This is a genomic window from Burkholderia sp. AU19243, from assembly GCF_018148075.1.
GTDB lineage: Bacteria > Pseudomonadota > Gammaproteobacteria > Burkholderiales > Burkholderiaceae > Burkholderia > Burkholderia latens_A.
In genome coordinates this window covers 25,358-49,976 of sequence record NZ_JAGSTV010000022.1, presented here as the reverse complement: position 1 = coordinate 49,976, position 24,619 = coordinate 25,358, and the positions used below count along the sequence as shown (strand labels likewise).

Sequence of the window (24,619 nt, the reverse complement as noted above, 5' to 3'; positions counted from 1 at the left end):
AGACGGCGCCGGCGCGCACGCGTTGACGGCGCCGGTGCAGCACGAGATCCGGCACGCGCGTGCGCGCGAGCCCGGACAACTGGAGACGCGATGAAAGCCAGCAAATGCCGTTGTCTTGCCGTGCGCCGTTCGCGCACGTTGCCGCCGATGTGTTCGTTAGCGTCGTTGCCTTCGATACCGCCGATGCGCGGTGCACGGGAAGTCGGATGAGCACGCGCGATACATTGCCGCCGCCGTCGGTCGACATCGGCGCGACGCTCGACGAAGGGCCGTTCACGACGATGCAGCGGTGCGTCGTACTGCTTGCCGCGCTCGCGATCGTGCTGGACGGGTTCGACGGGCAACTCATCGGCTTTGCGATTCCGGTGCTGATCCGCGAATGGGGGATCACGCGCAGCGCATTCGCGCCCGCGGTGGCCGCCGGGCTGATCGGGATGGGAATCGGCAGTGCCTGCGCGGGACTCGCCGCGGACCGGTTCGGCCGCCGCCACGCAGTGATCGGCAGCGTATTCCTGTTCGGCGTCGCGACCTGTGCGATCGGTTTCGCGCCGGACGTCGCGACGATCGCGCTGTTGCGCTTCTGCGCGGGGCTCGGAATCGGCGGCGCGCTGCCGACCGCCACCACGATGACGGCCGAATACACGCCCGCGCGGCGACGCACGATGATGGTGACGGCGACGATCGTCTGCGTGCCGCTCGGCGGGATGCTGGCGGGCCTGTTCGCACACGAGGTGCTGCCGCGCTACGGCTGGCGCGCGCTGTTCTTCGCGGGGGGCGCGCTGCCGCTCGTGCTCGGCTTCGTGCTGGTGCGCGCGCTGCCCGAGTCGCCACGCTATCTCGCGCGCCGCCCCGCGCGCTGGCCGGAACTCGGCGCACTGCTCGCGCGCATGCAGCGGCCCGTGGCGCCGGGCACTGCGTTCACCGATCTGCGCGACGCACGCTCGCCCGGCGCGCGCGGCGGCTTCGGCGCGCTGTTTGCCGACGGCCACGCGCGCGACACGATCGCCCTTTGGTGCGCGTTCTTCATGTGTTTGCTCGCCGTGTATGCAGCGTTCAGCTGGCTGCCGACGATGCTGGCCGCGAGCGGCCTCAGCGTATCGGTCGCGGGTTCGGGGCTCACCGCGTACAACCTCGGCGGCGTGATCGGCGCGCTGCTGTGCGCATGGGCGATCGCGCATGCGGGTTCGCGCTGGCCGCTCGCGCTGTGCGGTATCGGCGGCGCGGCGAGCGCGGTGTGGCTGATCGGCGTCGACGCCGGACGCCACACGGGCTGGCTGCTCGTCGGGCTCGGTCTGCACGGGTTGTTCGTCAACGCAGTGCAGTCGACGATGTACGCGCTCTGCGCGTATATCTATCCGACCGCGGTCCGCGCGACCGGCACCGCGAGCGCGCTCGCGTTCGGCCGGCTCGGTGCGATTCTCAGCGCGTTCGCGGGCGCGCTCGTGATCACCGCGGGCGGTGCGACCGCGTACCTGACGCTGCTGGCCGTCGCGATGGGGGTGGTGTGCGTCGCGCTGCTCGCGGTGCAGCGGCACATTCCGCGGCTCGTGCGCGACGGCGAACCGGCGCGAGAAGGGAAGGTGGCCCGCACGTCGTCGTGACCGGCGGGCACCTCGCGCGGATGTTACAACGTGGTGCGCACGTGCCAGAGCTCGGGGAACAGCACGACATCGAGCATCTTGCGCAGATACGGCGCGCCGCTCGTGCCGCCGGTGCCCTGCTTGAAGCCGATGATGCGCTCGACGGTCGTCACATGCCGGAAGCGCCACTGGCGGAATGCATCTTCGAGATCGACGAGTTCCTCGGCCATCTCATACAGCTCCCAGTGCTGCTGCGGATGACGATAAACCTCGAGCCACGCGGCCTCGACGGTTTCGTCGTGACGCATCGGCTGCGTCCAGTCGCGCTCGAGCCGCTCGGGCGCGATCGGGAAACCGCGGCGCGCGAGCAGACGCACGACCTCGTCGTAGAACGACGGCGCCTCCAGCGTCGCGCGCACCTGTTCGAGAATGTCGGGCCGGTGCGCATGCGGCTGCAGCATCTGCACGTTCTTGTTGCCGAGCAGGAATTCGAGCTGCCGGTACTGGTACGACTGGAAGCCCGACGACTGGCCGAGATACGGCCGCATCGCCGAATACTCGGACGGCGTCATCGTGGACAGCACGTTCCACGCCTGCACGAGCTGCTCGAGAATGCGCGACACGCGCGCGAGCATCTTGAACGCGGGCGGCAGCGCGTCGGTGCGCACTGCATCCAGCGCGCCGCGCAGTTCGAACAGCGCGAGCTTCATCCACAGCTCGCTCGTCTGATGCTGAATGATGAACAGCATCTCGTTGTGATCGGGCGACAGCGGATGCTGTGCGTTGAGGATCGAATTGAGCGACAGGTAGTCGCCGTAGCTCATCGACTTCGAGAAATCGAGTTGCGCGTTGTGCCAGCCGGCTTGGCCCACGGCATCGCCGCCCGGCACGTGGGGCGCTTCGTGGGCGGGCTGGGCCGCACGTGCGCCCGAGAACGGGCAGCCCGCCGGCGCGTCGCCGCCGGGCGGCTGCATATGACCAGAATTCACGACCTTCTCCAGATTTGAATGACGGGGGGCGCGGCGCGCGATCCACTCGCAACCGCGGCGCGCGCCGGACGGTACCGATCAGGTCACCGCGCCGCGTTCGGCGAATTCGGGCGCCTTCCACGCATCGGTGGCGAGGATGTCGCGCAGCGTCTCGACGGCATCCCACACGTCGACGAAGCGCGTATAGAGCGGCGTGAAGCCGAAGCGCAGCACGTACGGCTCGCGGTAGTCGCCGATCACGCCGCGCGCGATCAGCGCCTGCATCACCTCGTAGCCGTGCGGGTGCTCGAAGCTCGCCTGCGAGCCGCGCTGGTGATGCGCGCGCGGCGTGACGAGCTTCAGCGACAGGCCCGCGCAGCGATGCTCGACGAGCGCGATGAACGCGTCGGTCAGCGCGAGCGACTTGCGACGGATCGCCTGCATGTCCGTCTGCAGGAACACGTCGAGCCCGCACTCGACCATCGACATCGACACGATCGGCTGCGTGCCGCACAGAAAGCGCGCGATACCCGGATCGGGTGCGAAGCCCGGCTCCATCGCGAACGGCGCGCGATGACCCCACCAGCCCGACAACGGCTGCGAGAAGTGCGCGAGATGGCGCTGCGGCACCCACACGAACGCCGGCGAACCGGGGCCGCCGTTCAGGTACTTGTACGTGCAGCCGACCGCGCCGTCCGCACGCGCGCCGTTCAGGTCGACCGGCACGGCGCCGGCCGAGTGCGCGAGATCCCACAGCATCAGCGCGCCCGCGTCGTGCACGAGCTGCGTGACAGCCGGCATGTCGTGCATGTAGCCGGTGCGGTAGTTCACGTGCGTGATCATCGCGACCGCCGTGTCCGCGCCGAGCGCGTCGGGCAGTTCGGCCGGATCGTCGATCAGGCGCAGCTCGTAGTTGCCGCCGAGCTGGGCGATCAGCCCTTGCGCGATGTAGAGGTCGGTCGGGAAGTTCGAGCGCTCCGACACGATCACGCGGCGTTCCGGCGCGCGTTCGGCCTGATGGCGCAGCATCGCCGACAGCAGCTTGAACAGATTGATCGAGATGGTGTCGGTGACGACCGTCTCGCCGGGCGCGCCGCCGATCAGCGTCGCGAGCTTGTCGCCGAGGCGGCGCGGCAGCGCGAACCAGCCGGCGGTGTTCCAGCTGCGGATCAGGCCTTCGCCCCATTCGGCGCCGATCACCTGTTGTGCGCGCGCGGCCGATGCGCGCGGCTGCGCGCCAAGCGAGTTGCCGTCGAGATAGATCACGCCGTCGGGCAGCGCGAACTGGTCGCGCAGCGCGGCGAGCGGGTCGTCGCGATCGAGTGCGAGCGCGTCTTCACGGGTGTTGATCATGATGTGAGTTCGTAGGTCGGGGTAATCAGGAGGCATGCGCGGGCAGCGCGCGCAGCACCGCGCGCACGGGGCTCGCATCGAGCGTCGCGAACTTCAGCGGCAGCGCGATCAGCTCGTAGTCGCCGGCAGGGACGTCGTCGAGCACGATCCCTTCGAGAATCGCCATCCGGTGCGCGCGCACGCGGTGATGCGCGTCCATCGTCTTCGATTCCTGCGGGTCGAGCGACGGCGTATCGATGCCGATCAGCTTCACGCCGTGCGCGGCGAGCAGGTCGACGGTCTCGGGCGCGACCGCGCAGAAGCCGCTGTCCCATCGTTCGACCGAGGCGCGCGCGTACGTGCGCAGCAGCACCCGCGGCGGCACGCCGCCGAGCGCGCTTTCGACGTCGGCCGGGCGCACGACCGGCGACGTGCCGATGCAGTGGATCACGCGGCACGGGCCGAGATAGGTATCGAGCGGCACCGCGCCGATCGGCGCGCCTTCGGCGTCGTAATGCAGCGGCGCGTCGCAGTGCGCGCCCGTGTGCGGCGACAGTGTCACGCGGCCGACGTTGACCGGCGAGCCGGCTTCCATCCGCCACACGCGTTCGATGGAAACCGGCGTATCGCCTGGCCACACGGGGGTGGCAGGGCTGACGGGCGGCGAGATGTCCCAGAGTGTGTCCATGGCATGACGAATCGGTAAATCGATCCTTCGAATGATAGGTGGACGCTCGCAAAAAGTGCTTGCGAAATAACCATGGACAATCGGCCCGATTGGCAGATAATTCGAATCAGAGGGAAAAGGGGGACCAAAAATGCACGCGATCACGCTCGACGCCACCGACTGCCGGATTCTCGCGGTACTGCAGGAGGAGGGCAGAATCAGCAATCTCGACCTGGCCGAACGCATCTCGCTTTCGCCGTCCGCTTGTTTGCGCCGGATGCGGCTGCTCGAGGAGCAGGGCGTGATCGAGCACTATCGCGCGTGTCTGAGCCGCGAGAAGCTCGGCTTCGAGCTCGAGGCGTTCGTCCAGGTGTCGATGCGCAACGAGGAGAATCAATGGCACGAGCGCTTCGCGGAAGCGCTGCGCGAATGGCCGGAGGTGGTCGGCGCGTTCGTCGTGACGGGCGAGAGCCACTATCTGCTGCGCGTGCTCGCGCACAACCTCAAGCACTATTCGGATTTCGTGCTGAACCGGCTGTACAAGGCGCCGGGCGTAATGGACATCCGTTCGAACATCGTGCTGCAGACGCTCAAGGACGAAGCGGGCGCGCCGGTCGGGCTGGCGCGCACCGGGGCGATCAAAGCGGTGTGAGGCCGTGGAAGCCGCCGCCGTGGAACACGAGCGGCGGCGCGCCTTCCGACGCGGCCCGCACGCCGCAGCGTTCCACTTCGCCGACGAAGATCACGTGGTCGCCTTCGTCGTAGCGGCTGCGGTTGTGGCATTCGAACCATGCGAGCGCTCCGTCGAGCACGGGCATGCCCGAGTTGCCGGCCACATGCGCGATCCCTTCGAACCGATCGCCCTTGTAGGTCGAGAAGCGCTTGCACAGGTCGAGCTGCGATGCCGCGAGCACGTTCACGACGTAATGGCTGTTGCTGCGGAACACCGGCGTCGACGCCGATTTGTGCGCGAGGCTCCACAGCACGAGCGGCGGATCGAGCGAAACCGAGTTGAACGAGCTCGCGGTGATGCCGATCAACTGTCCGGACGGCGCGCGCGTCGTGATGACGGTGACGCCGGTCGCGAACTGGCCGAGCGCCTGGCGAAAGGCGCCCGAATCGAAATCGGGCGGTGTGGCGTGGTTCATCGGGCGGCGATCCGGAACGAGACGGACGGGCGCGGCGCGCGGCGGATGCAACAGGCGCGGCGGACGAAGGGCGACAAGGCCGGGGCGGTCGGTTGGAAAGTGGTGCGCATGGCCCGATTTTAGCGGAATCGCGACCGCCGGGCCCGCGCGGACGGCGGATTGCGGGCCGAGCGTGAGGTAGCGAACATTGCCGCGCGACGCCCCTATCGCGCCGCCGCGAACCCCAGCGCCAGCGCGCCCGTCACGATCAGGCTCGACGCCCAGATCGCGTCGAGGTTGAACCAGCTCCGCGCGACGAACCTCAGCCCGAGATAGCGGTACACGAGCCACGCGAGCACGCCGCCGGCCGCGATCATCGCCGCCGCATGCGCGGCTGCGACGACGAGTGCCATCCCGACATGTGCGTGGACGAGCGCGGCCGCCGCGCGATGGCCGGCATCGCGGTCGAGGCCGCACAGCCCGAGATAGATCGGCACCAGCATCAACCCGGCGCCATGCGCGAGCGCGATCGCGAACGACCACAGCCCGAGCCGCGCGGGCGGAATCCGCGCGAGCGCACGCGGGTGGCGCCGCCGGATCAGCAATGCGGCACCGAAGCCGATCACGAGCGCGCTCGCGCCGATCCGGATCGCCGTCTGCCACGCGAGCAGCGCGGCGAGGAGGCCGAATGGCAGCATCACCATGAATACCGCAAGTGCGTGCCCGAGCGCCAGATAGCCGAGCGCCGCGACGAGCGCACTGCCGCGGCGCGCCATCAGCGCGTTCGATACCGCGAGCGGCCAGCCCATCGCCGGATTGAGCCCGTGATAGACGCCGCTCGCGAGCACCGCAGCCCAGAGCGCAAGCGGTGCGGTAGCGCCGGCGCTCAACGCTTGACCGACGGGTAGCAGAACGAGTCGGTCGAGCAGTCGCCGCCCTCGAGCCGGATCTGGTGCGCGCGATAGCCGTCGGGAAACTCGACCCAGTAGTCGTCGGCAAGCGTCAGGCCGCCGTCCGGCCCCGCATGCGCGAGCACCTGCGCGGCCGGGAGGCCATCCGGATAGAACTGGTCGTCCCACGTCGAGTACAGCGAGTTGGTCCAGTACACGCGGCGGCCGTCGCGGCTGATCTCGACCATCTGCGGGCCGCCGGCGAACGCGCGGCCGTTCGGGTGCGGCGCACGGCGCACGATCCCGCCGATGCGCACCGACCCCGCGAGCACGGGGTGGTGAGGATCCGACACGTCGTACTGGCGCATTTCGCCGGTGCCCCAGCACGATACGTACAGGAAGCGGTCGTCGAGCGACAGGTCGATGTCGGTCACGAGCGGCGGCACCGCGCCGAAACCCTTCAGCAGCGGCGGCAGCTCGTCGGCCGCGGCCGGCTCGGGCGGGATCGTTGCGGTCTTCTTCACATGGAACTGGCCGCCTTCGCGCCACCAGGTCCAGATCGACCCTTCGAGATTGGTCGTATCGACCACGACGCCGACGAATCCGTATTCGCGCACCGGATCGTGCGCGGGGCGCACCTCCAGCGCCATCTGGTGCTGCGCGCCGAGATCGATCGTCTGCACGTTGCGGCGCGCGCGCAGATCCCAGAAATGCAGCCGGTGGCCGTACCGGTTCGCGAGCAGGTCGTCCGGCACGATGCCGTTCTCGAACTGCGGCGGCAGCGCCCATTCGCTCGACACCATGTAGTCGCGCGGCAGGTTCCACCAGAAGTCGTAATGCTTGTCCTGCGGGCCGCGATCGATTTCCCAGCGGCCGAGCACGTCGAACGTCTCGCAGTCCATGATGAAGATGCCCGGCGCGCCGTCCGTGCCGTCTTTGCCGGCCCCGCCGAGCGTGCTCACGTAGATGCCCTCGGGGCCGCAGTGCACCGTGTGCGGCCGCGAATAGCCGGTCTTCGCGAAGATTTCGTCGGGCTCGATGATCTTGTGGATGCGCGCCTGCGTCGGGTGCGGCTTCGTGTCGATCACGTAGATGCGCGACGAACGCAGCCCGGGGATGATCAGGAAGCGGCGTTCGAGAAATGCGTGCCCGGTCAGCGGCGACAGCGACGACGAGCACGCATTCCAGCCGAAGTGATGAAACTCGTCGCCGGTGTTCGGCATCGTCACCGTGTGCACGATTTTTCCGTAGGTCGACGAGCCGGGTTTCACGTCGATCACGGCGAGCGCGTCGGGTCTGGAAAAATCGGGGCTCAGCAACAACGTATATGCAAACTCCTCGGCCGGCGCCTGCATCGCAAGTTCCGGCGAAGCGTGAAAGGTTGGGTCGGGCCGCATGCTCATGGGGTGCCTCTCTCGGTTGTATCGGATCGCGGGCGCACGGCCGTCCGCTGCGGACGTGCGGGTCGGTGGGATGTGCAGCGGCCGCAAGCGGTTGCGGCACGCGGGCGCTCGTGCATCAGGTCGGCAAAGCGGGCAAGCTGGGTGAGCCGGATCGCGGTACAGGCCGTGCGGCGGGCACGCGGCCGCGCGACGGTGCGATGGCCGCGGCGGCGTGTGTGACACCCGTGGTGCGGCCGGCAATGCGGATGGAGTCTGCTGTGGCGTACATATCGATGTTCCGGCAGATGATGTTGGCATCAGGGCGGGCGTGCATCGGACGCTGCGTGCGGCCGGACGGTGTGCCGTCGCGGCGAAGCGTGCCTAAGTGTAGTCGAGAAACGCGCGTCGGGTCGGGCGCGGTACGCGCGCGATCCTGCCGGATTCATGCGCGAGTGAGATACTTGAACGCGTGCCGCTTCGCGCCGGGCAACCGGCCAGCGGCGATACGTAACGGCGGCCGCCGGCGCGCGAAGGCGTACCGGTCGCCATCATCAACGAGGTGCAGACTTCATGGGGAACGACATGCTTGAAACCGCGACGCTTGGCGGCGGATGCTTCTGGTGCACGGAGGCCGTGTTCCTCGACGTCGACGGCGTGACGGCCGTCCAGTCGGGATATGCGGGCGGCCATACGCGCAATCCCGGGTATCGCGACGTGTGCGAAGGCGACACCGGACACGCGGAGGTCGTGAGCGTGACCTTCGATCCGGCGCGCATCGGCTATCGCGAGATCCTCGAGATCTTCTTCGCGACGCACGATCCGACGCAGCTGAACCGGCAGGGCAACGACGTCGGCACGCAATATCGTTCGGTGGTGTTCACGCATTCGGACGCGCAGCGCGACATCGCGCTCGACGTGATTCGCGAGCTGGAGCGCGAGCAGGTATTCGGGCAGCCGATCGTCACGCAGGTCGTGCCGCTTGACGACAACTACTGGCCTGCCGAGGACTATCACCAGAATTATTACGCCCGCAATCCGGGGCAAGGCTATTGCTCGGTCGTGATCGGGCCGAAGCTCGCGAAATTCCGCCAGAAGTTCTCGCACCGGCTGAAGTCGCAGCGCGGCGCGTGATCGCGCCCAGCGCATTGCGCGCGGAAATCATCCGCGTATAACCGGCGTGCGCGCCAGCACGCGACGCGTGCAGTGAAGTCCTTACGCCGCCTCGCTGCGCCAGTGCGCGCACGCGGCGGCGATTTCCCGCGCCAGCGCGATGCAGGACAGCGGCGCAGACCCTTCCGCCTTGTTGTTGATCGTGATGATCACCGGCTGTCCGGCCAACGCATAGCGCGCGGCCAGCTCGGCGAGCGCGGAGCGCGTGGCCGGATCCTCGTCGACGAGCTTGTCGAACGGCTCGTACTTCGCCTTCGCCTGTTCGTATTTGAACCCGCCGTGCAGGCTCCAGCGCACGATCAGCGGGCCCGGCGCGTCGCCGTCGAGCAATGCGAGCGCGGCCGCCTGACGCAGCGGGTCGGGCATCCGCGCATGCAGCCCGACGCAGTAGCGCACGCCGAGCGCGGCCAGCGCGCGGATGAAGCGCGGCGTGAGCAGGCACGCGTCGCGGATTTCGATCGCGTAGCGCGTGCCGTCGGGATCAGGCGGCAACGGCGGCAGCGCCGCGAAGAACGCCGACAGCCGGTCGATCAGTGCGGCCGGTTCGGCGAGCAGCTGATCGGGCATCGGCGAAAACTGGAACACGAGCACGCCGGCTTTCTTGCCGAGCCCGTCGATGCAGGGCTGCACGAACTCCTGTGTTGCCAGCTGCGCGTCGAGAAACGTCGGGTTCGGGCCGGACGGCTCGCCGCGCCGGCCGCGCACAACCGCGTCGGTGACGGACGCCGGCGCTTTCACGACGAACCGGAAGTCGTCGGGCACCTGTTGCGCATAGCGCAAATAATCGGCCACCGACAGCGGGCTGTAGAACGACCGGTCGAGGCTGACGCTTTTCAGCAGCGGATGCGCACCGTACGCTTCGAGCCCCTCGCGGGACAGCTTCGTCTGCGCGAACTCGCCGTCGTAGACGATGCCGTCCCAGCCGGGGAAATACCACGACGACGTGCCCAGCCGCACGTTCGGCGGCAGCGCGGCCGCCGCGTCGGCGACTTCGGCGGACACCGGGGCCGGCGGCACGCCGCGCCGGCCCCGGCCTTTCTTCGACGGCGCGGCGGGCGGCGACGGTTCGTCCCATAGCAGGCCGGAGGAGGGCGCAGGCTCCGGTTCGCGATCCGACGAAGCGCGGGACGGTGCGCGGCCGGCGCGCGCCGGCGATTTCGCCGGGCGCGCAGTGCCGTGTTCGTCCGGCGTGGCGTACGCGCCGGCGCCTGCGGGGTGATCGTCGTTCGCACGCGCGTCGCCGGGCGCGCCGAACAGGTCGAACTGCCCGTCGGCGTGCGACTCGTCCGGTCCGTCGCGTTGCTGTCGTTGCGGCGGCGCGTTGCGCCGCGTGCTGCCGTCACCCATGCATGCCCAGCGTGAAGCGCCGCCTAGCGCGGCAGCGGGTTTTCGTACATGTAGCGCCGCGACCACGGCAGCGTTTTCGCGCTGCGGCCGGCCTTGCGGCACACGATCTGGAAGATCGATACGTCGTCGTGCTCGAACGCATACGCGCAGCCGGCCAGATAGACGCGCCAGATGCGGAATTTTTCGTCGTCGACGAGCGCACGCGCCTGTTCCGCCTTCGCCTCGAAGTTCTCGGTCCAGATGTCGAGCGTGCGCGCATAGTGTCGCCGCAGGCTTTCGATGTCAATCGCTTCGAGCCCGCCGCGCTGCGCCGCTTCGAGCGCGAGGCTGATGTGCGGCAGCTCGCCGTCCGGGAACACGTAGCGGTCGATGAATTCGCCGCCGCCGAGCGCGGTCTCGCCGCTCTCCGCGTCGGTCGACGTGATCCCGTGGTTCATCGCGATGCCGTCGTCCGTCAGCAGTTCGCGGATGCGCGAGAAATAGAGCGGCAGGTTCTTGCGCCCGACGTGCTCGAACATCCCGACGCTCGTGATGCGATCGAACTGGCCTTCGACCTCGCGATAGTCCTGCAGGCGGATCTCGATCTTGTCTTCGAGCCCGGCCGCCTTCACGCGCGCGGTTGCCAGGTCGAACTGGTTCTGCGACAGCGTCACGCCGAGGCACGTCGCGCCGAACTTCTGCGCGGCCCGCAGCACGAGCGCGCCCCAGCCGCAGCCGATGTCGAGCAGGCGCTGGCCCGGCTCCAGCCGGATCTTGGTGAGGATGTGGTCGATCTTCTTGATCTGCGCGGTAGCGAGATCTTCGTCGCCGTTCTCGAAGTACGCACACGAGTACACCATGTTCTCGTCGAGCCACAGCTGGTAGAACTCGTTCGAGACGTCGTAGTGGTACTGGATCGCCTTCTTGTCGCTGCTCTTCGTGTGGTTGAAGTAGCGCTTCACCCGCGCGAGCTTGCTTGCGCTCGTCACGGTACTCCGTGCGAGCGAGTACCCGATGTTGATGATGTCCGACAGCTTGCCTTCGATGTCGATCTTGCCCTTCACGTACGCCTCGCCGAGATTGTCGAGGCTCGGTTCGAGCAAAAGCGGCAACGCGGACGCGCTGTTGACCTTCAGCGTGACCTGCGGCGCGCTGAACGTGCCGAAATCGAGTTGATCGCCGTTCCACAGCACGAGGCGCGCCGGTATGTTCGCTTTCGCCCGTACATCGTCCGCCCACTGCGCCAGCTTCTTTTCCCAGAACATTTGGATTCTCCGTTTGTTCGTTGAATCGAATACAGCCGAGTTTCTTGACGGCGCCAGCCCTTGCGGCACGGGCGCCCGGATGCAACACGAAGTACGGCCGGCACGCGCCGGCGCCGCTGCGGCCGGTTGTTTACGGCGACAGGCGCGAGATCGTCCAGCCCGACGCCGCCGCTGCGTCGCGCGTATAGAGCAGCCGGTCGTGCAGCCGCGACGGGCGGCCCTGCCAGAACTCGATCGCGTCGGGCACGACACGGTAGCCGCCCCAGTGCGGCGGGCGCGGCGGGTTCTCGCCGTAGCGCTCGGCCACGGCCTTCTCGCGCGCTTCGAGCGTCGCGCGGCTGTCGATCACCGCGCTCTGCTCGGACGCCCACGCGCCGATGCGCGAGCCGAGCGGGCGCGACGCGAAATAGCGGTCGCTTTCGTCGGCGCTGGTTTTCTCGATCCGGCCCTCGATGCGCACCTGGCGCTCGAGTTCGATCCAGTAAAACAGCAGCGCCGCGTACGGATGGGCGGCGAGGTCGCGGCCCTTGCGGCTTTCGTAATTGGTAAAGAAGACGAACCCGCGTTCGTCGACGCCCTTGATGAGCACGATTCGGGCCGACGGGCGGCCGTCGTCGCCGACGGTTGCCAGCGTCATCGTATTGGGCTCGGGAAGTTTGGCGTCGAGCGCCTCCTTGAACCAGCGATCGAACTGCGCGAACGGGTCCGGGGCGGCGTCGGCTTCGTCGAGCGAAGCACGCGAATAGTTGATGCGGAGATCGGCGAGTGTCGTCATGTTATGCAAACGCTTCAATCGGGGGCCAGTATAGCGAACGCGCGGGAATCGTGCGTGCGCGGTGCCGCGTGCGGGCGGGGACTTCAGGCAAAATAGAGGGCTGCACGACTTACGTTTTCCTTGCTGCCATGTCTGCCGCCGACGCCGCCCCGCACAGTTCCTCTGATCTTACCCCGACCCCGACGATCCAGCTTGACGTGGATCGCGAGCGCCGCTTCGGCGGTATTGCGCGGTTGTACGGCGCACCGGCGCTCGCCGCGTTCGAGCGCGCACACGTGGCCGTGATCGGCATCGGCGGCGTCGGGTCGTGGACGGCCGAGGCGCTCGCGCGCAGCGCGATCGGCACACTCACGCTGATCGATCTCGACAACGTCGCGGAAAGCAATACGAACCGGCAGATCCACGCGCTCGACGGCAATTACGGAAAGCCGAAGGTCGACGCGATGGCCGAGCGCATCGCGCTGATCGACCCCGCGTGCCGCGTGAACAGGATCGAGGATTTCGCGGAGCCCGACAATTTCGATGCGCTGCTCGGCGGCGGCTTCGACTACGTGATCGACGCGATCGACAGCGTGCGCACGAAGGTCGCGCTGATCGCATGGTGCGTCGCGAAGGGGCAGCCGCTCGTCACGGTTGGCGGCGCGGGCGGCCAGCTCGATCCGACGCGCATCCGCATCGACGATCTCGCGCTGACGATCCAGGATCCGCTGCTGTCGAAGGTGCGCGCGCAGTTGCGCAAGCAGCACGGCTTCCCGCGCGGGCCGAAAGCGCGCTTCAGGATCAGCGCCGTGTATTCGGACGAGCCGCTGATCTATCCGGAAGCGGCCGCTTGCGACATCGAGGATGGTGCGGAGCCGTCCACCGCCGCGCATGTCGCGGGGCTCAACTGCGCGGGGTTCGGGTCGAGCGTGTGCGTGACCGCGAGCTTCGGGTTCGCGGCGGCCGCGCACGCATTGCGCGCAATTGCGGCGCGCGCTGCCGGCTGATCGGGGCAGCTCGGGCCGCGAACGGGAATGGTGCGTGCGGTACGGCGGCGGCGGCGCCGTACGTTCGCGAACCGGCCAGGCCGTTGCGGCCGGCCGTTCGGACAATCAATTGAGCGCCATGCTCAGCTTGCGCCGCCACGCGGCGACGAGCTCGGGCCGATCGCCCGCCAGTTCGAACACCGAAATCATCGTGCGGCGGCCGAGATCGTCGCCATACGTGCGGTCGCGCAACACGATTTCCAGCAACTGCTCGAGTGCGCCTTCGTACGCGCGTCGAGCGATCAGGCTCTGCGCGAGGTCGAAGCGCGCTTCGAGATCGGCGGGATTGGCGGCGATGCGTGCTTCGAGCGCGTCGGTCGGCGGCAGGTCGGCCGTTGCATCGAGCGCATCGAAACGGGTCTTGATCGCCTGGTAGCGCGGATCCGCGCCCTGGAGCGTCTGCGGCGACAGGCGTTCGGCTTCGGCGCGTGCGGCGTCCACGTCGTTGCGCGCGAGCAGGAGCTCGATCAGGTCAAGCCGTGCATCCTCGAAGCCGGGGTTCAGCGCGAGCGCGGCTTCGAGGTGCGCGAGTGCATCGTCGTAGCGGGATTCGGCGATCGCATCTTGTGCGGCGCGGCGCTCCGCTTCGTCGGGCGCCGGCAGCAGCCGGTCGAGAAACGCGCGCAACTGTCCTTCCGGCAGCACGCCGATGAACTGGTCGACCGGGCGGCCGTCCGCGAATGCGATCACGTGCGGAATGCTGCGCGTCTGGAAATGCGCGGCGAGTTCCTGATTCTCGTCGACGTTCACCTTCACGAGCTTCCAGCGCCCTTCGTAGTCGGCTTCGAGCTTTTCGAGCAGCGGGCCGAGCGTCTTGCACGGGCCGCACCACGGCGCCCAGAAGTCGACCAGCACGGGCGTGTCCAGCGACGCCTCTATGACGTCTCTTTCGAAAGTGGCAAGCGTGGTATCCATGTCGTTCTCTTCCGTTCGAATGTCGTCAGGGTGGGGGCGGCGCGCGCTTTTTCAACGCGGCTTCGATTCGGGCAGCGGAATCCACTCGGTTTCGCCGGGCACCTTGCCCATTTCCTGGTTCGTCCATGCCCGCTTCGCGCGCTCGATCGCGTCGCGGCTGCTGGCAACGAAATTCCATTCGATGAAGCGCTCGCCGTCGATCTTGTCGCCGCCGAGCAGCATCGCGCGTGCGCCATGGGCGCTCGCGAGCGTGACCGTCGCACCCGGCGCGAGCACGGCCATCTGCTCGGCCGGCACGCTCGTGCCGTCGATCGTCAGGTCACCGTCGACCACATAGACGGCGCGCTCCTGATGCGACGCATCGAGCTCGACGCGGCCGCCGGCCGCGAATTCGGCGGCGACGTACAGCGTGCGCGAGAACGTCTTGACGGGCGAGCGCAGGCCGAATGCGTCGCCGGCGATCACGGTCAGCGCGACCCCGTTTTCTTGATGCTTGGGCAGCGTGTCGGCCGGATGGTGCTCGAACGACGGCTCCGTGGTCTCGTGCGCGACCGGCAGTGCGACCCAGGTCTGGATACCGTGGACGGTATGGCCGCTCGCGCGCTGCGCGTCGGGCGTGCGCTCCGAGTGCACGATCCCGCGTCCGGCGGTCATCCAGTTCACGTCGCCCGGCACGATTTCCTGCAGCGAGCCCAGGCTGTCGCGGTGCAGGATCGCACCGTCGAACAGGTACGTGACGGTCGCGAGCCCGATGTGCGGATGCGGGCGCACGTCGAGCCCGGTGCCGGCCGGCAGCGCGGCGGGGCCCATGTGATCGAAGAAGATGAACGGGCCGACGAGGCGTGCGGCGAGCGCGGGCAGCGTGCGGCGCACCTGCAGGTTGCCGATGTCGCGGATGTGCGGCTTCAGCAGGGCTTTGATCGGGTCGGTCATGGGGGGCCTCGTGGGGGACGGCAGGTTTGCCGGTCATTGTACCGGCGGCACAGCCGCGCGGGCGACGGGGAACGCGGCGTGCCGGCGGTGCGATGGAGCGAGCCGACGCGGTGCGTGTTGCGCTGCAGCGGCCGCAGGCATGCGGCGTGCCCGGTCCGGGGAGCCCCGCACGCCCGCGCGCGCGCCGATTCCATTCGCGCCGCGCGGGTATCGGGCGGTGCGGCGAAACCCGGTAGACTGAGCGCCTTTCGAACTCATCCGACAATCGAGGAGACGCCGATGATGGCCCCGAAGGACCTGCTGCTCGCGCTGGTCGTGATCCTCGCGTGGGGTGTGAACTTTGTCGTGATCAAGGTCGGCCTGCACGGCATGCCGCCGATGCTGCTCGGTGCGCTGCGTTTCACGCTCGCGGCGGTGCCTGCGGTGTTCTTCGTGCGCCGCCCGCAGATTCCATGGCGCATGCTGCTGCTGTACGGCGCGACGATCCAGCTCGGCCAGTTCGTGTTCCTGTTCACCGGCATGTACGTCGGCATGCCGGCCGGCCTTGCGTCGCTGGTGCTGCAGTCGCAGGCGTTCTTCACGCTTGTGTTCGCGATGCTGTTCCTCGGCGAGCGGCTGCGCGTGCAGAACCTGGTCGGCCTGGCGATCGCCGCGGCCGGGCTCGTCGTGATCGCCGTGCAGGGCGGCAGCGCGATGACGCTCGCGGGCTTCCTGCTGACCATCGGCTCGGCCGCGATGTGGGCGTTCGGCAATATCGTCACGAAGAAAGTCGGCAACGCGAACCTGGTCTCGCTCGTCGTTTGGGCGAGCCTCGTGCCGCCCGTGCCGTTCTTCGTGCTGTCGCTGTGGTTCGAGGGGCCGCAGCGGATCGGCGCCGCGCTGGCCGGGCTCGACCGCGCATCGATTTTCGCGGTCGTGTATCTGGCGTTCGTTGCAACGCTGCTCGGCTACGGATTATGGAGCCGCCTGATGTCGCGCTATCCGGCTGCGCAGGTCGCTCAGTTCTCGCTGCTGGTGCCGATCGTCGGGCTCGCGTCGTCGGCGCTGCTGCTCGACGAGCACCTGAGCCACGCGCAGCTGATCGGCGCGGCGCTCGTGCTGGCTGGCCTTGCGGTGAACGTGTTCGGCGGGAAGCTGATACGCCGTTTCGCGGCGTCGTGACGCGCCGGCACGCGGCGCGTGCCGGCGGCGCGGGAGAGGGCGCTCGCGCGTGCGGCCGTCAGGCCATCCGGTTCTTCGCGAGCGGCGGATTCGCGGCGAAGTAGCGCTTGATGCCGCGGAAGATCGCGTCGGCCATCTCGTCGCGATAGCTGTCGTCGTTGAGTTTGCGCTCTTCGTCCGGATTGCTGATGAACGCGGTCTCGACCAGAATCGACGGAATGTCCGGCGCTTTCAGCACCGCGAATCCGGCCTGCTCGACCGAGCCTTTGTGCAGCTTGTTGATGCCGCCGACTTCCTTCAGCACGTAATTGCCGTAACGCAGCGAATCGCGGATCTGCGCGGTCGTCGACATGTCGAACAGCGCGCGGCTCACGGCCGCGTCCTGCGTCTTGATGTTGATGCCGCCGATCAGGTCCGACGCGTTTTCCTTGTTCGCGAGCCAGCGCGCGGCCGCGCTCGACGCACCGTGATCCGACAGCGCGAACACCGACGAGCCGCGCGCGGACGGCGTCGTAAACGCATCCGCATGGATCGACACGAACAAATCGGCGCCCACGCGGCGCGCCTTCTGCACGCGCACGTTCAGCGGCACGAAGAAGTCGGCATCGCGCGTCATCATTGCGCGCATGTTCGGCGCGCCGTCGATCTTCGCGCGCAGCTTCTTCGCGATGTCGAGTGCGATGTGTTTCTCGTACGTACCGCCGCCGCCGATCGCGCCGGGATCCTCGCCGCCGTGGCCCGGATCGATCGCGACCGTCAACAGGCGCATGGTGCCGCCCTTGCCCGACTTCGGCGCGGTGAACTTGTAGGTGTCGCCGTCGTCGTCGCTGTCGTCGCGGCGCGCGATGACGGCCGGCGGCTTGACGGCCGGCTTCGCCGGTGCCGACGGTGTGGCCGCGGCCGGCGGCGTGCGCGGCGTCGCCGGAGCGTTCTGCGCGAAGCGCTGGAAGAACGCGTCGCTGTTGTCTGCCGCCGAGGGCGGCGGTGCGGCCGGGCCCGCGAGCGTGGTCGGCGGCTGCATCTGCTGCGCACGCGCGGTGTCGTTGAGCGCCTGTTCCTTGCGTTCGGTCTGCGCGATTAGATCGGCCAGCGGATCGGGCGCGACGGCCGGATAGAGGTCGAACACGAGCCGGTACTTGTAGGTGCCGACCGGCGGCAGCGTGAAAACCTGCGGCTTCACCGAGCCCTTCAGGTCGAACACCATCCGCACGACATGCGGCTGATACTGGCCGACGCGCACCGACTGGATCTGCGGATCGTTCGGTGCGATCTTCGACACGAGGTCGCGCAGCGCCTGGTCGAGCTCGAGGCCGGTCAGGTCGACGACGAGGCGGTCGGGAGCCTGCAAGAGCTGTTGGCTATTCTGCAGCGGCTGGTCGGATTCGATCGTGACGCGCGTGTAATCGCGGGCGGGCCACACGCGCACGCCGAGCACCGACGACGCATGCGCGAGCCGCGGCGCGGCGAGGCCGAGCACCAGCGTCGACGCGCCCGCGCGCAGGATCTGACGGCGCCGCCAGTTGTGCGTCGCGGTGGCCGCCGATTCGATCGAGCGGAACGGTTTGATCAACATCTTTCGAGACATGCCTTTCCTGAAGCGCTGTACGCCCGGACGGTGAGGGCGCGGCCTTCGCCGTCCACGTCGAGCGAGAAAACCAGATCGGGCACGCCGAGCAGGGTGCCCGCCTGTTGCGGCCATTCGACGAGGCAGATCGCGCTGGAATTGAAGTATTCGCGAAAGCCTGCATCGGACCATTCGGCCGGATCGTTGAATCGATACAGATCGAAGTGATAGACCTCAAGTTCCCCGTCGTCGCGTGCGAACGCGTACGGTTCGACGAGCGTGTAGGTCGGGCTGCGCACGCGGCCGGCATGGCCGAGGCCGCGCAGGACCGCGCGCACGAGGGTCGTTTTGCCCGCGCCGAGATCGCCGAGCAGCTGAATCTGCAGCCCCTCGAACGCGTGCGCTCGGGCGAGTTCGGTGCGCGCCGCGTCGAGCGCGTGCGCGAAGCGGGCGCCGAAGGCTTCGGTCGCCGCTTCGTCGGCGAGTGCGATTACGCGCTCCGCGAGCGGGGCGGGCAGCGTGTCGGCGTGACGCGTATGGGGCGTGGCTGGCATTCTCGTAAAATAGTGCGATGAACCGATTACCGGAACTCGCCGCATCCGACACCCCTTCGACTCGTGCCGAAGGCGCGGCGCCGTGCGCGCTCGATGATGCGACGTTGACTGCGCTCGCCGCTCGCATCAGGGCGTGGGGGCGCGAATTGGGTTTCGGGGCAATCGGCATCAGCGACACCGATCTCTCGGATGCCGAAGCGGGCCTCGCCGCCTGGCTGGAAGCCGGGTACCACGGCGAAATGGATTATATGGCCAAACACGGGATGAAACGCGCGCGGCCGGCCGAACTTGTGGCCGGCACGCGACGCGTGATATCCGCGCGGCTCGCGTATCTGCCGGCCGAAACGCTGGCCGCCGACGCGCCCGATGCGGCGGCAGGCGCGCTCGCGCCGCACGACTGGCGCGCACGCGAGCGCGCGCGCGTCGACGATCCGCAGGCGGCCGTCGTGTCGATCTACGCGCGCGGCCGCGACTATCACAAGGTGCTGCGCAACCGGCTGCAGACGCTCGCGGAGCGCATCGAGCGCGAGATCGGCGGATTCGGCTACCGCGTGTTCACCGATTCCGCGCCGGTGCTCGAGGTCGAGCTCGCGCAGAAAGCCGGGGTCGGCTGGCGCGGCAAGCATACGTTGCTGTTGCAGCGCGATGCGGGCTCGCTGTTCTTTCTCGGAGAAATCTACGTCGACATTCCGCTGCCGACCGACGCGCAGACGGCGCCCGGCACCGCGCCCGAGACGCCCGGCGCGCACTGCGGCAGCTGCACGCGCTGCATCGACGCGTGCCCGACCGGCGCGATCGTCGAACCGTATCGCGTCGACGCGCGCCGCTGTATCTCGTATCTGACGATCGAACTGAAAGGCAGCATTCCCGAACCGCTGCGGCCGCTGATCGGCAACCGCGTGTACGGCTGCGACGACTGCCAGCTCGTGTGTCCGTGGAATAAGTTCGCGCAGGCGGCGCCGGTCGCCGATTTCGACGTGCGGCACGGACTCGATCGGGCGACGCTCGTCGAGCTGTTCGATTGGGATGCCGACACGTTCGAGACGCGGATGCAGGGCAGCGCGATCCGGCGCATCGGGCATGAAAGCTGGCTGCGCAATCTCGCGGTCGGCCTCGGCAATGCGCTGCGCGCGCCGCGCGATCGACTCGCGCCGGATGCGCGCGACGCGATCGTCGCCGCGTTGCGCGCGCGCGCCGAGGATCCGTCGCCGGTCGTGCGCGAGCACGTCGAATGGGCGCTGCGTGCCGCGTGAAGGCGGCGTAGAGTGTCGGCGCGGCGCCGCACGTTGCACCGGTAAGGAGAAGCTCATGTTCAACGCAGTCATCGACGCGCCATTCGGCAAGGTCGGCATTCGCACCGATGCCGCGGTGGTGCGCGAAATCGTCTATCTGCCGGAGTCGATCGCAACGGTCGCGCCCGATTCGCCGCTCGCGAAGCGGGCAGTCGAGCAGATCGAACGTTATTTCGAGCGCGCGTCGGCGCGCTTCGACCTGCCGCTCGCGGAGGTCGGCAGCGCGTTTCAGCACCGAGTGTGGGGCGTGATCAGCGACATTCCGCCAGGCACGGTGCTGACGTACGGGCAGGTCGCGAAGCGCATCGGCAGCGCGCCGCGCGCGGTCGGCCAGGCGTGCGGCGCGAACTATTTCCCGCTCGTGATTCCATGCCATCGCGTCGTCGCGGCGGGCGGCCTCGGCGGCTTCGCGAATCACGACGACGGTGGCTACTACCAGAAAGTAAAGCGCTGGCTGCTTGCGCACGAGGGTGTGCCGTACAAATGACCGAACCGCTGCTGTCCCCCGATTCCGATGCGGGTTCCATTGCCGACGCGTCGCCTGCGCTGCTCGCGAGCCGTGCGTCGATCGACGTGTTCTGCGATGCGCTGTGGCTCGAGCACGGGCTTGCGCGCAATACGCTCGATGCGTACCGGCGCGACCTGATGCTGTTTTCGCAATGGCTGGCCGCGACGCACGGCGCGCCGCTCGACGCGGCCGACGAGGCAATGGTGACCGGCTACATCGCCGCGCGCAGCGACGGCAAGGCGACGTCGTCGAACCGGCGGCTGTCGGTGTTCCGCCGTTATTACGGCTGGGCCGTGCGCGAGCATCGCGCGACCGCGGACCCGACGCTGCGGATCACGTCTGCGAAGCAGGGCACGCGGTTCCCGTCGACGCTGTCGGAGGCCCAGGTCGAGGCGCTGCTCGGCGCGCCCGACATCGCGACGCCGCTCGGCCTGCGCGATCGCACGATGCTGGAGCTGATGTATGCGAGCGGGCTGCGCGTCAGCGAGCTCGTCACGCTGAAGACGGTCGAAGTCGGATTGAACGAAGGCGTCGTGCGCGTGATGGGCAAGGGTTCGAAGGAGCGGCTCGTGCCGTTCGGCGAAGTCGCGCACGGCTGGATCGAACGCTATCTGCGCGACGCGCGGCCGGCGCTGCTCGGCGCGCGCGCGGCCGACGCGCTGTTCGTGACCGCGCGCGGCGATGGAATGACGCGCCAGCAATTCTGGAACATCATCAAGCGCCATGCGCTGAAGGCCGACGTGCGCGCGCACCTGTCGCCGCATACGCTGCGGCACGCGTTCGCGACGCACCTGCTGAACCACGGCGCCGACCTGCGCGTCGTGCAGCTGCTGCTCGGCCACAGCGACATCTCGACCACGCAGATCTACACGCACGTCGCGCGCGAACGGTTGAAGACGCTGCATGCGCAGCATCATCCGCGCGGCTAGGTTCACGCGGCGCGTGCGCCGGCTCGCAGGCCGCGGGGCCGGCGCCGAGCGTTACCCGAGTTCGCGCAGCTTGTGCTTCAGCACCTTGCCGGTCGACGCGGCCGGCAGCGCGTCGAGCACGCGGATGCGGGCCGGGCGCTTGTAAGGCGCGAGTCGTTGCGCGCACCACGCGTGCAGCTCGGCCTCCGTCGCCGTCGCATCAGGCACCAGTTCGACGAATGCAAGCACTTCCTCGTTGCCGTCGACTGCACGGCCGACAACTGCCGCCTGCACGACGTCCGCGTGCGCGTTCAGCACCTGTTCGACTTCCACCGGATACACGTTGAAGCCCGAGCGGATGATCAGCTCCTTGCTGCGGCCGGCGATCGTCACCGAGCCGTCGGCGTCCTGCCGCGCGAGATCGCCGGTGGCGAGCCAGCCGTCTTGCGACACCGCCGCGCGCGTCGCGTCCGCATTCCGGTAATAGCCGAGCATCACGTTCGGCCCGCGCACGCGGATCTCGCCGACCTCGCCGCGCGGCACGTCGGTGCCGTCGGGCGCGACGATCCGCATCTCCACGCCGGGGATCGGCATGCCGACAGAGCAGTCGGCGCGCGGTGCGTCGAGCGGCGTCTGCGTGATCGTCGGGCTGCTTTCGGTCATCCCGTAGCCGTTGTGCAGCGGCACGCCGTACATGCGTTCGACGCGCGCCTTCAGGTCGGCATCGAGCGGCGAGCCGCCCGAATACGCGAAGCGCAGTCGCGGCGCGTGCCACGCGTGTGCGTGCGTGTGCAGATGCTCGAGCAGCTTTGCGTGCATCGCGGGCACGCCCTGGAAGATCGTCACGCCTTCGTCCGCGAGCGCGACCCGCACGGCCTCCGGCGAAAACCGCGGTGCGAGCCGCAGCGTCGCGCCGGCATACAGGCTGCCGAGGCACACCGATGCGAGCCCATATACGTGCGATACCGGCAGCACCGTATAAACGACATCGTCGGGCGACACGCGACGCAGTGCGCTCGACGTCGCCGCGATGAACAGCAGGTTGCGATGCGACAGCATCACGCCCTTCGGCGTGCCGGTCGTGCCGGTCGTATAGATGAGCGCCGCGCATTGCGCGGCGCCGTCGGCCGCGACCGGCTCGGCGGGCGCGCGCGCGTCGACGTGGTGCGACCACGCGCCGATGTCGACGGGCAGCGCGTCGGCGGGCGTTGCGCCGTACCGCGCGGCGTGCGCGCGCGCATCGGGTGACGCTTCCGTCGTAAACGCGATCAGCTTCGGGCGCGCGTGCGCGGCGATCGCGTCGAGCTCGCCGGCCGACAGCCGCGCGTTCGACATGAGCGCCCAGGCGTCGATGCGCGCGGCCGCGAACAGCAGCACGATCTGCGCGACGCTGTTTTCCGCGACGATCATCACGCGATCGCCGCCGCGCACGCCAAGGGCGGCGAGCCGTTCGGCGGCCGCGTCGACGGCTTGCGCGAGCTCGCCGTACGACAGCCGGCGTGCATCCTCGATCAGCGCCGGCTGCGCGGGCGCATGCGCGGCCCGGCGGGCAGGCACGTCGGCGATGCGGTCGGGCAATGCGGCGAGCAGCGCCGCGACATCGAGCGGCGTGGCCGGGCGGACAGCAGGGATCATGGCGTCTCCAGAAGAAGGGCCGGGCAACCGCGCGGCGAGATTTGCGAACGATCGTGCCATGACGGCGCACGCGCCACAATCGGGCAATCGGGCAATAGCGCTTCGCGATGTGCGCAATGATGACGGACGCGACGACGGGCATGCCCGCCCGCGCCTGAAGGGCCGCGAGTATACCGCCGGTGCGCGAGCCGCAGGCGCGGACACCGAACAAGCGCATGCCGGCGCGATCGTGGGCTCCCGCCGCTCGTTCGCCATTAAAATGCGGCCATGAGCAAATCCAGACACGTGTCCGAGACACCGGCGACCCAGCTGCTGCGCCGCCACGGCATCGCATTCGGCGAGCATCCGTACGATTACGTCGAGCACGGCGGCACCGGCGAGTCGGCGCGCCAGCTTGGCGTCGACGAACACTGCGTCGTGAAGACGCTCGTGATGGAGGACGAGCACGCGAAGCCGCTGATCGTGCTGATGCACGGCGACCGCACGGTGTCGACCAAGAATCTCGCGCGGCAGATCGGCGCGAAACGCGTCGAGCCGTGCAAGCCCGACGTCGCGAACCGCCATTCAGGCTATCTGGTCGGCGGCACGTCGCCGTTCGGCACGCGCAAGACGATGCCCGTGTACGTCGAGTCTACGATCCTCGAATTGCCGACGATCTACCTGAACGGCGGCCGCCGCGGCTATCTCGTGAGCCTCGCGCCCGCGGTGCTCACGACGCTGCTCGGCGCGACGCCCGTGCAGTGCGCGAGCGCCGACTGAGGGTTTCACCTTCGTGGCAGGCCGCGTTCGTTCGGTAGAATGGGCGCCGTTTTGGCCGGTCGGCCCGCACGGCCGGCCGAAACGGCCTGCCGGCGCTCCGCCGCGGCGGCGCCCGTCGCAACCGGTCGGGATGCCGCTCCCGGCCGTCCCTTCACCGATACGTTGAAAGAAGAGTTTTCCGCATGCAGATCCTGCTCGCCGCACTTGTTGCCTACCTGATCGGTTCGGTGTCGTTCGCCGTCGTCGTCAGCGCCGCGATGGGCCTGGCCGATCCCCGTTCGTACGGGTCGAAGAATCCCGGCGCGACCAACGTGCTGCGCAGCGGCAACAAGAAGGCCGCGATCCTGACGCTCGTCGGCGACGCGTTCAAGGGCTGGCTCGCGGTGTGGCTCGCGCGGCACTTCGGACTGTCAGACGTGGCCGTCGCATGGGTCGCAATCGCCGTATTTCTCGGCCACCTGTATCCGGTGTTCTTCCGCTTCCAGGGCGGCAAGGGCGTCGCGACAGCCGCCGGCGTGCTGCTCGCGGTGCACCCGGTGCTCGGGCTCGCGACCGCGCTGACCTGGCTGATCGTCGCGTTCTTCTTCCGCTATTCGTCGCTCGCGGCGCTGGTCGCGGCCGTGTTCGCACCGGTGTTCGACGTGTTCCTGTTCGGCACCGGCCACAATCCGGTCGCATGGGCCGTGCTGGCGATGAGCGTGCTGCTCGTATGGCGTCACCGCGGCAACATCTCGAAGCTGCTGGCGGGGCAGGAGAGCCGGATCGGCGACAAGAAGAAGGCGGCCGACGGCGGCGCGCAGGACGGCGGCAAGGCCTGAGAAAGGTACTGCCGGATGGCCCGGCCGCCGGGGCGCTGCTGCGTGCGGGCGCCGGCGGCGCGGGA

Annotated in this window: 24 protein-coding genes; 10 read left to right on the top strand and 14 right to left on the bottom strand. The window is 68.6% G+C overall.

All coding sequences use genetic code 11. The features are described 5' to 3' along the window. Nucleotides 1-206: 206 nt before the first annotated feature. Nucleotides 207-1,601: an MFS transporter gene (locus tag KDW55_RS27520; protein WP_059547936.1), complete on the top strand. Its 1,395-nt coding sequence runs from the start codon at nt 207-209 to the stop codon at nt 1,599-1,601. A gap of 23 nt (nt 1,602-1,624) precedes the next feature. Here the strand turns inward: KDW55_RS27520 and kynA are convergent, their stop codons facing one another. The 3 genes from kynA to kynB form a co-directional block, all read right to left on the bottom strand. Beyond that, the gene (gene kynA / locus KDW55_RS27515) at nt 1,625-2,554 is read right to left on the bottom strand and encodes a tryptophan 2,3-dioxygenase (protein WP_040141679.1); all 930 of its coding nucleotides are present in this window, start codon (nt 2,552-2,554) and stop codon (nt 1,625-1,627) included. Nucleotides 2,555-2,647: 93 nt separating this feature from the next. Next, entirely contained in the window at nt 2,648-3,898 is a 1,251-nt protein-coding gene (gene kynU, locus KDW55_RS27510) for a kynureninase (RefSeq protein ID WP_144245461.1), read from the bottom strand. A 28-nt stretch (nt 3,899-3,926) separates the two neighbouring features. Further along, a complete protein-coding gene (gene kynB, locus KDW55_RS27505) occupies nt 3,927-4,568 on the bottom strand; it encodes an arylformamidase (RefSeq protein ID WP_059547938.1) in 642 nt (213 codons plus the stop codon). Between the two features lie 130 nt (nt 4,569-4,698). On the opposite strand from kynB, the gene KDW55_RS27500 reads away from it, so the two are divergent. Beyond that, on the top strand, nt 4,699-5,199 hold the full coding sequence (locus KDW55_RS27500; protein WP_006477992.1) for an Lrp/AsnC family transcriptional regulator: 501 nt from the start codon (nt 4,699-4,701) through the stop codon (nt 5,197-5,199). Here KDW55_RS27500 and KDW55_RS27495 read toward each other — a convergent pair. The 3 genes from KDW55_RS27495 to KDW55_RS27485 all read right to left on the bottom strand — a co-directional run bounded on the left by KDW55_RS27495 (nt 5,186) and on the right by KDW55_RS27485 (nt 7,967). Continuing rightward, on the bottom strand, nt 5,186-5,695 hold the full coding sequence (locus tag KDW55_RS27495; RefSeq protein ID WP_040144785.1) for a flavin reductase family protein: 510 nt from the start codon (nt 5,693-5,695) through the stop codon (nt 5,186-5,188). The genes KDW55_RS27500 and KDW55_RS27495 overlap by 14 nt on opposite strands. A 203-nt stretch (nt 5,696-5,898) precedes the next feature. Next, nucleotides 5,899-6,564, bottom strand: coding sequence for a hypothetical protein (locus KDW55_RS27490; RefSeq protein WP_212198116.1), 666 nt, complete (start codon nt 6,562-6,564; stop codon nt 5,899-5,901). Beyond that, the gene (locus KDW55_RS27485) at nt 6,561-7,967 is read right to left on the bottom strand and encodes a selenium-binding protein SBP56-related protein (protein ID WP_069241690.1); all 1,407 of its coding nucleotides are present in this window, start codon (nt 7,965-7,967) and stop codon (nt 6,561-6,563) included. The genes KDW55_RS27490 and KDW55_RS27485 overlap by 4 nt, the downstream gene beginning before the upstream one ends. A gap of 549 nt (nt 7,968-8,516) precedes the next feature. Between KDW55_RS27485 and msrA the strand changes: the two genes are divergently transcribed. Then, nucleotides 8,517-9,077 carry a peptide-methionine (S)-S-oxide reductase MsrA gene (gene msrA / locus KDW55_RS27480; protein ID WP_040141667.1) on the top strand — a complete coding sequence of 187 codons (561 nt, stop codon included), beginning with the start codon at nt 8,517-8,519 and terminating at the stop codon, nt 9,075-9,077. An 81-nt stretch (nt 9,078-9,158) separates the two neighbouring features. Here msrA and KDW55_RS27475 read toward each other — a convergent pair whose 3' ends face one another. From KDW55_RS27475 to pdxH, 3 genes are all read right to left on the bottom strand, one after another. After that, on the bottom strand, nt 9,159-10,463 hold the full coding sequence (locus KDW55_RS27475; RefSeq protein WP_069241689.1) for a DUF72 domain-containing protein: 1,305 nt from the start codon (nt 10,461-10,463) through the stop codon (nt 9,159-9,161). Between the two features lie 23 nt (nt 10,464-10,486). Beyond that, complete coding sequence (locus tag KDW55_RS27470) at nt 10,487-11,707, bottom strand: cyclopropane-fatty-acyl-phospholipid synthase family protein (RefSeq protein ID WP_040141663.1); 1,221 nt, start codon at nt 11,705-11,707, stop codon at nt 10,487-10,489. 130 nt (nt 11,708-11,837) lie between these two features. Continuing rightward, a complete protein-coding gene (gene pdxH / locus KDW55_RS27465; protein WP_040141660.1) occupies nt 11,838-12,482 on the bottom strand; it encodes a pyridoxamine 5'-phosphate oxidase in 645 nt (214 codons plus the stop codon). Nucleotides 12,483-12,610: 128 nt separating this feature from the next. Here pdxH and tcdA point away from each other — a divergent pair, with 128 nt between their 5' ends. Continuing rightward, entirely contained in the window at nt 12,611-13,468 is an 858-nt protein-coding gene (tcdA, locus tag KDW55_RS27460) for a tRNA cyclic N6-threonylcarbamoyladenosine(37) synthase TcdA (protein WP_040141657.1), read from the top strand. A 105-nt stretch (nt 13,469-13,573) separates the two neighbouring features. Here tcdA and trxA read toward each other — a convergent pair whose 3' ends face one another. Beyond that, the gene (gene trxA, locus KDW55_RS27455; protein ID WP_059547942.1) at nt 13,574-14,422 is read right to left on the bottom strand and encodes a thioredoxin; all 849 of its coding nucleotides are present in this window, start codon (nt 14,420-14,422) and stop codon (nt 13,574-13,576) included. A gap of 51 nt (nt 14,423-14,473) precedes the next feature. Next, nucleotides 14,474-15,355 carry a pirin family protein gene (locus KDW55_RS27450; protein WP_069241687.1) on the bottom strand — a complete coding sequence of 294 codons (882 nt, stop codon included), beginning with the start codon at nt 15,353-15,355 and terminating at the stop codon, nt 14,474-14,476. Between the two features lie 282 nt (nt 15,356-15,637). Here KDW55_RS27450 and KDW55_RS27445 point away from each other — a divergent pair, with 282 nt between their 5' ends. Continuing rightward, the gene (locus KDW55_RS27445; protein WP_174554675.1) at nt 15,638-16,516 is read left to right on the top strand and encodes an EamA family transporter; all 879 of its coding nucleotides are present in this window, start codon (nt 15,638-15,640) and stop codon (nt 16,514-16,516) included. 58 nt (nt 16,517-16,574) lie between these two features. Here KDW55_RS27445 and KDW55_RS27440 read toward each other — a convergent pair whose 3' ends face one another. Together KDW55_RS27440 and tsaE are read right to left on the bottom strand one after the other, a co-directional pair. After that, complete coding sequence (locus tag KDW55_RS27440; RefSeq protein WP_040141648.1) at nt 16,575-18,101, bottom strand: N-acetylmuramoyl-L-alanine amidase; 1,527 nt, start codon at nt 18,099-18,101, stop codon at nt 16,575-16,577. Beyond that, complete coding sequence (tsaE, locus tag KDW55_RS27435) at nt 18,083-18,634, bottom strand: tRNA (adenosine(37)-N6)-threonylcarbamoyltransferase complex ATPase subunit type 1 TsaE (RefSeq protein WP_059547944.1); 552 nt, start codon at nt 18,632-18,634, stop codon at nt 18,083-18,085. Before tsaE ends, KDW55_RS27440 begins: the two co-directional genes overlap by 19 nt. Nucleotides 18,635-18,651: 17 nt before the next feature. Between tsaE and queG the strand changes: the two genes are divergently transcribed. From queG to xerD, 3 genes are read left to right on the top strand one after another with little or no spacing between them, the layout of a single operon-like run. Beyond that, nucleotides 18,652-19,887: a tRNA epoxyqueuosine(34) reductase QueG gene (queG, locus tag KDW55_RS27430; RefSeq protein ID WP_040141643.1), complete on the top strand. Its 1,236-nt coding sequence runs from the start codon at nt 18,652-18,654 to the stop codon at nt 19,885-19,887. 55 nt (nt 19,888-19,942) lie between these two features. Next, complete coding sequence (locus KDW55_RS27425) at nt 19,943-20,413, top strand: methylated-DNA--[protein]-cysteine S-methyltransferase (protein WP_059547947.1); 471 nt, start codon at nt 19,943-19,945, stop codon at nt 20,411-20,413. After that, nucleotides 20,410-21,363, top strand: coding sequence for a site-specific tyrosine recombinase XerD (xerD, locus tag KDW55_RS27420; RefSeq protein WP_040141638.1), 954 nt, complete (start codon nt 20,410-20,412; stop codon nt 21,361-21,363). The genes KDW55_RS27425 and xerD overlap by 4 nt, the downstream gene beginning before the upstream one ends. A gap of 51 nt (nt 21,364-21,414) precedes the next feature. Here xerD and KDW55_RS27415 read toward each other — a convergent pair whose 3' ends face one another. Continuing rightward, a complete protein-coding gene (locus KDW55_RS27415; RefSeq protein WP_209824548.1) occupies nt 21,415-22,977 on the bottom strand; it encodes an AMP-binding protein in 1,563 nt (520 codons plus the stop codon). Between the two features lie 267 nt (nt 22,978-23,244). Between KDW55_RS27415 and ybaK the strand changes: the two genes are divergently transcribed. Both ybaK and plsY read left to right on the top strand, forming a co-directional pair. Continuing rightward, complete coding sequence (gene ybaK, locus KDW55_RS27410) at nt 23,245-23,736, top strand: Cys-tRNA(Pro) deacylase (RefSeq protein ID WP_040141625.1); 492 nt, start codon at nt 23,245-23,247, stop codon at nt 23,734-23,736. A gap of 182 nt (nt 23,737-23,918) precedes the next feature. After that, nucleotides 23,919-24,554 (top strand): glycerol-3-phosphate 1-O-acyltransferase PlsY, encoded by a 636-nt coding sequence (gene plsY / locus KDW55_RS27405; RefSeq protein ID WP_040141623.1) that lies wholly within the window; start codon nt 23,919-23,921, stop codon nt 24,552-24,554. The last annotated feature ends 65 nt before the right edge of the window (nt 24,555-24,619 follow it).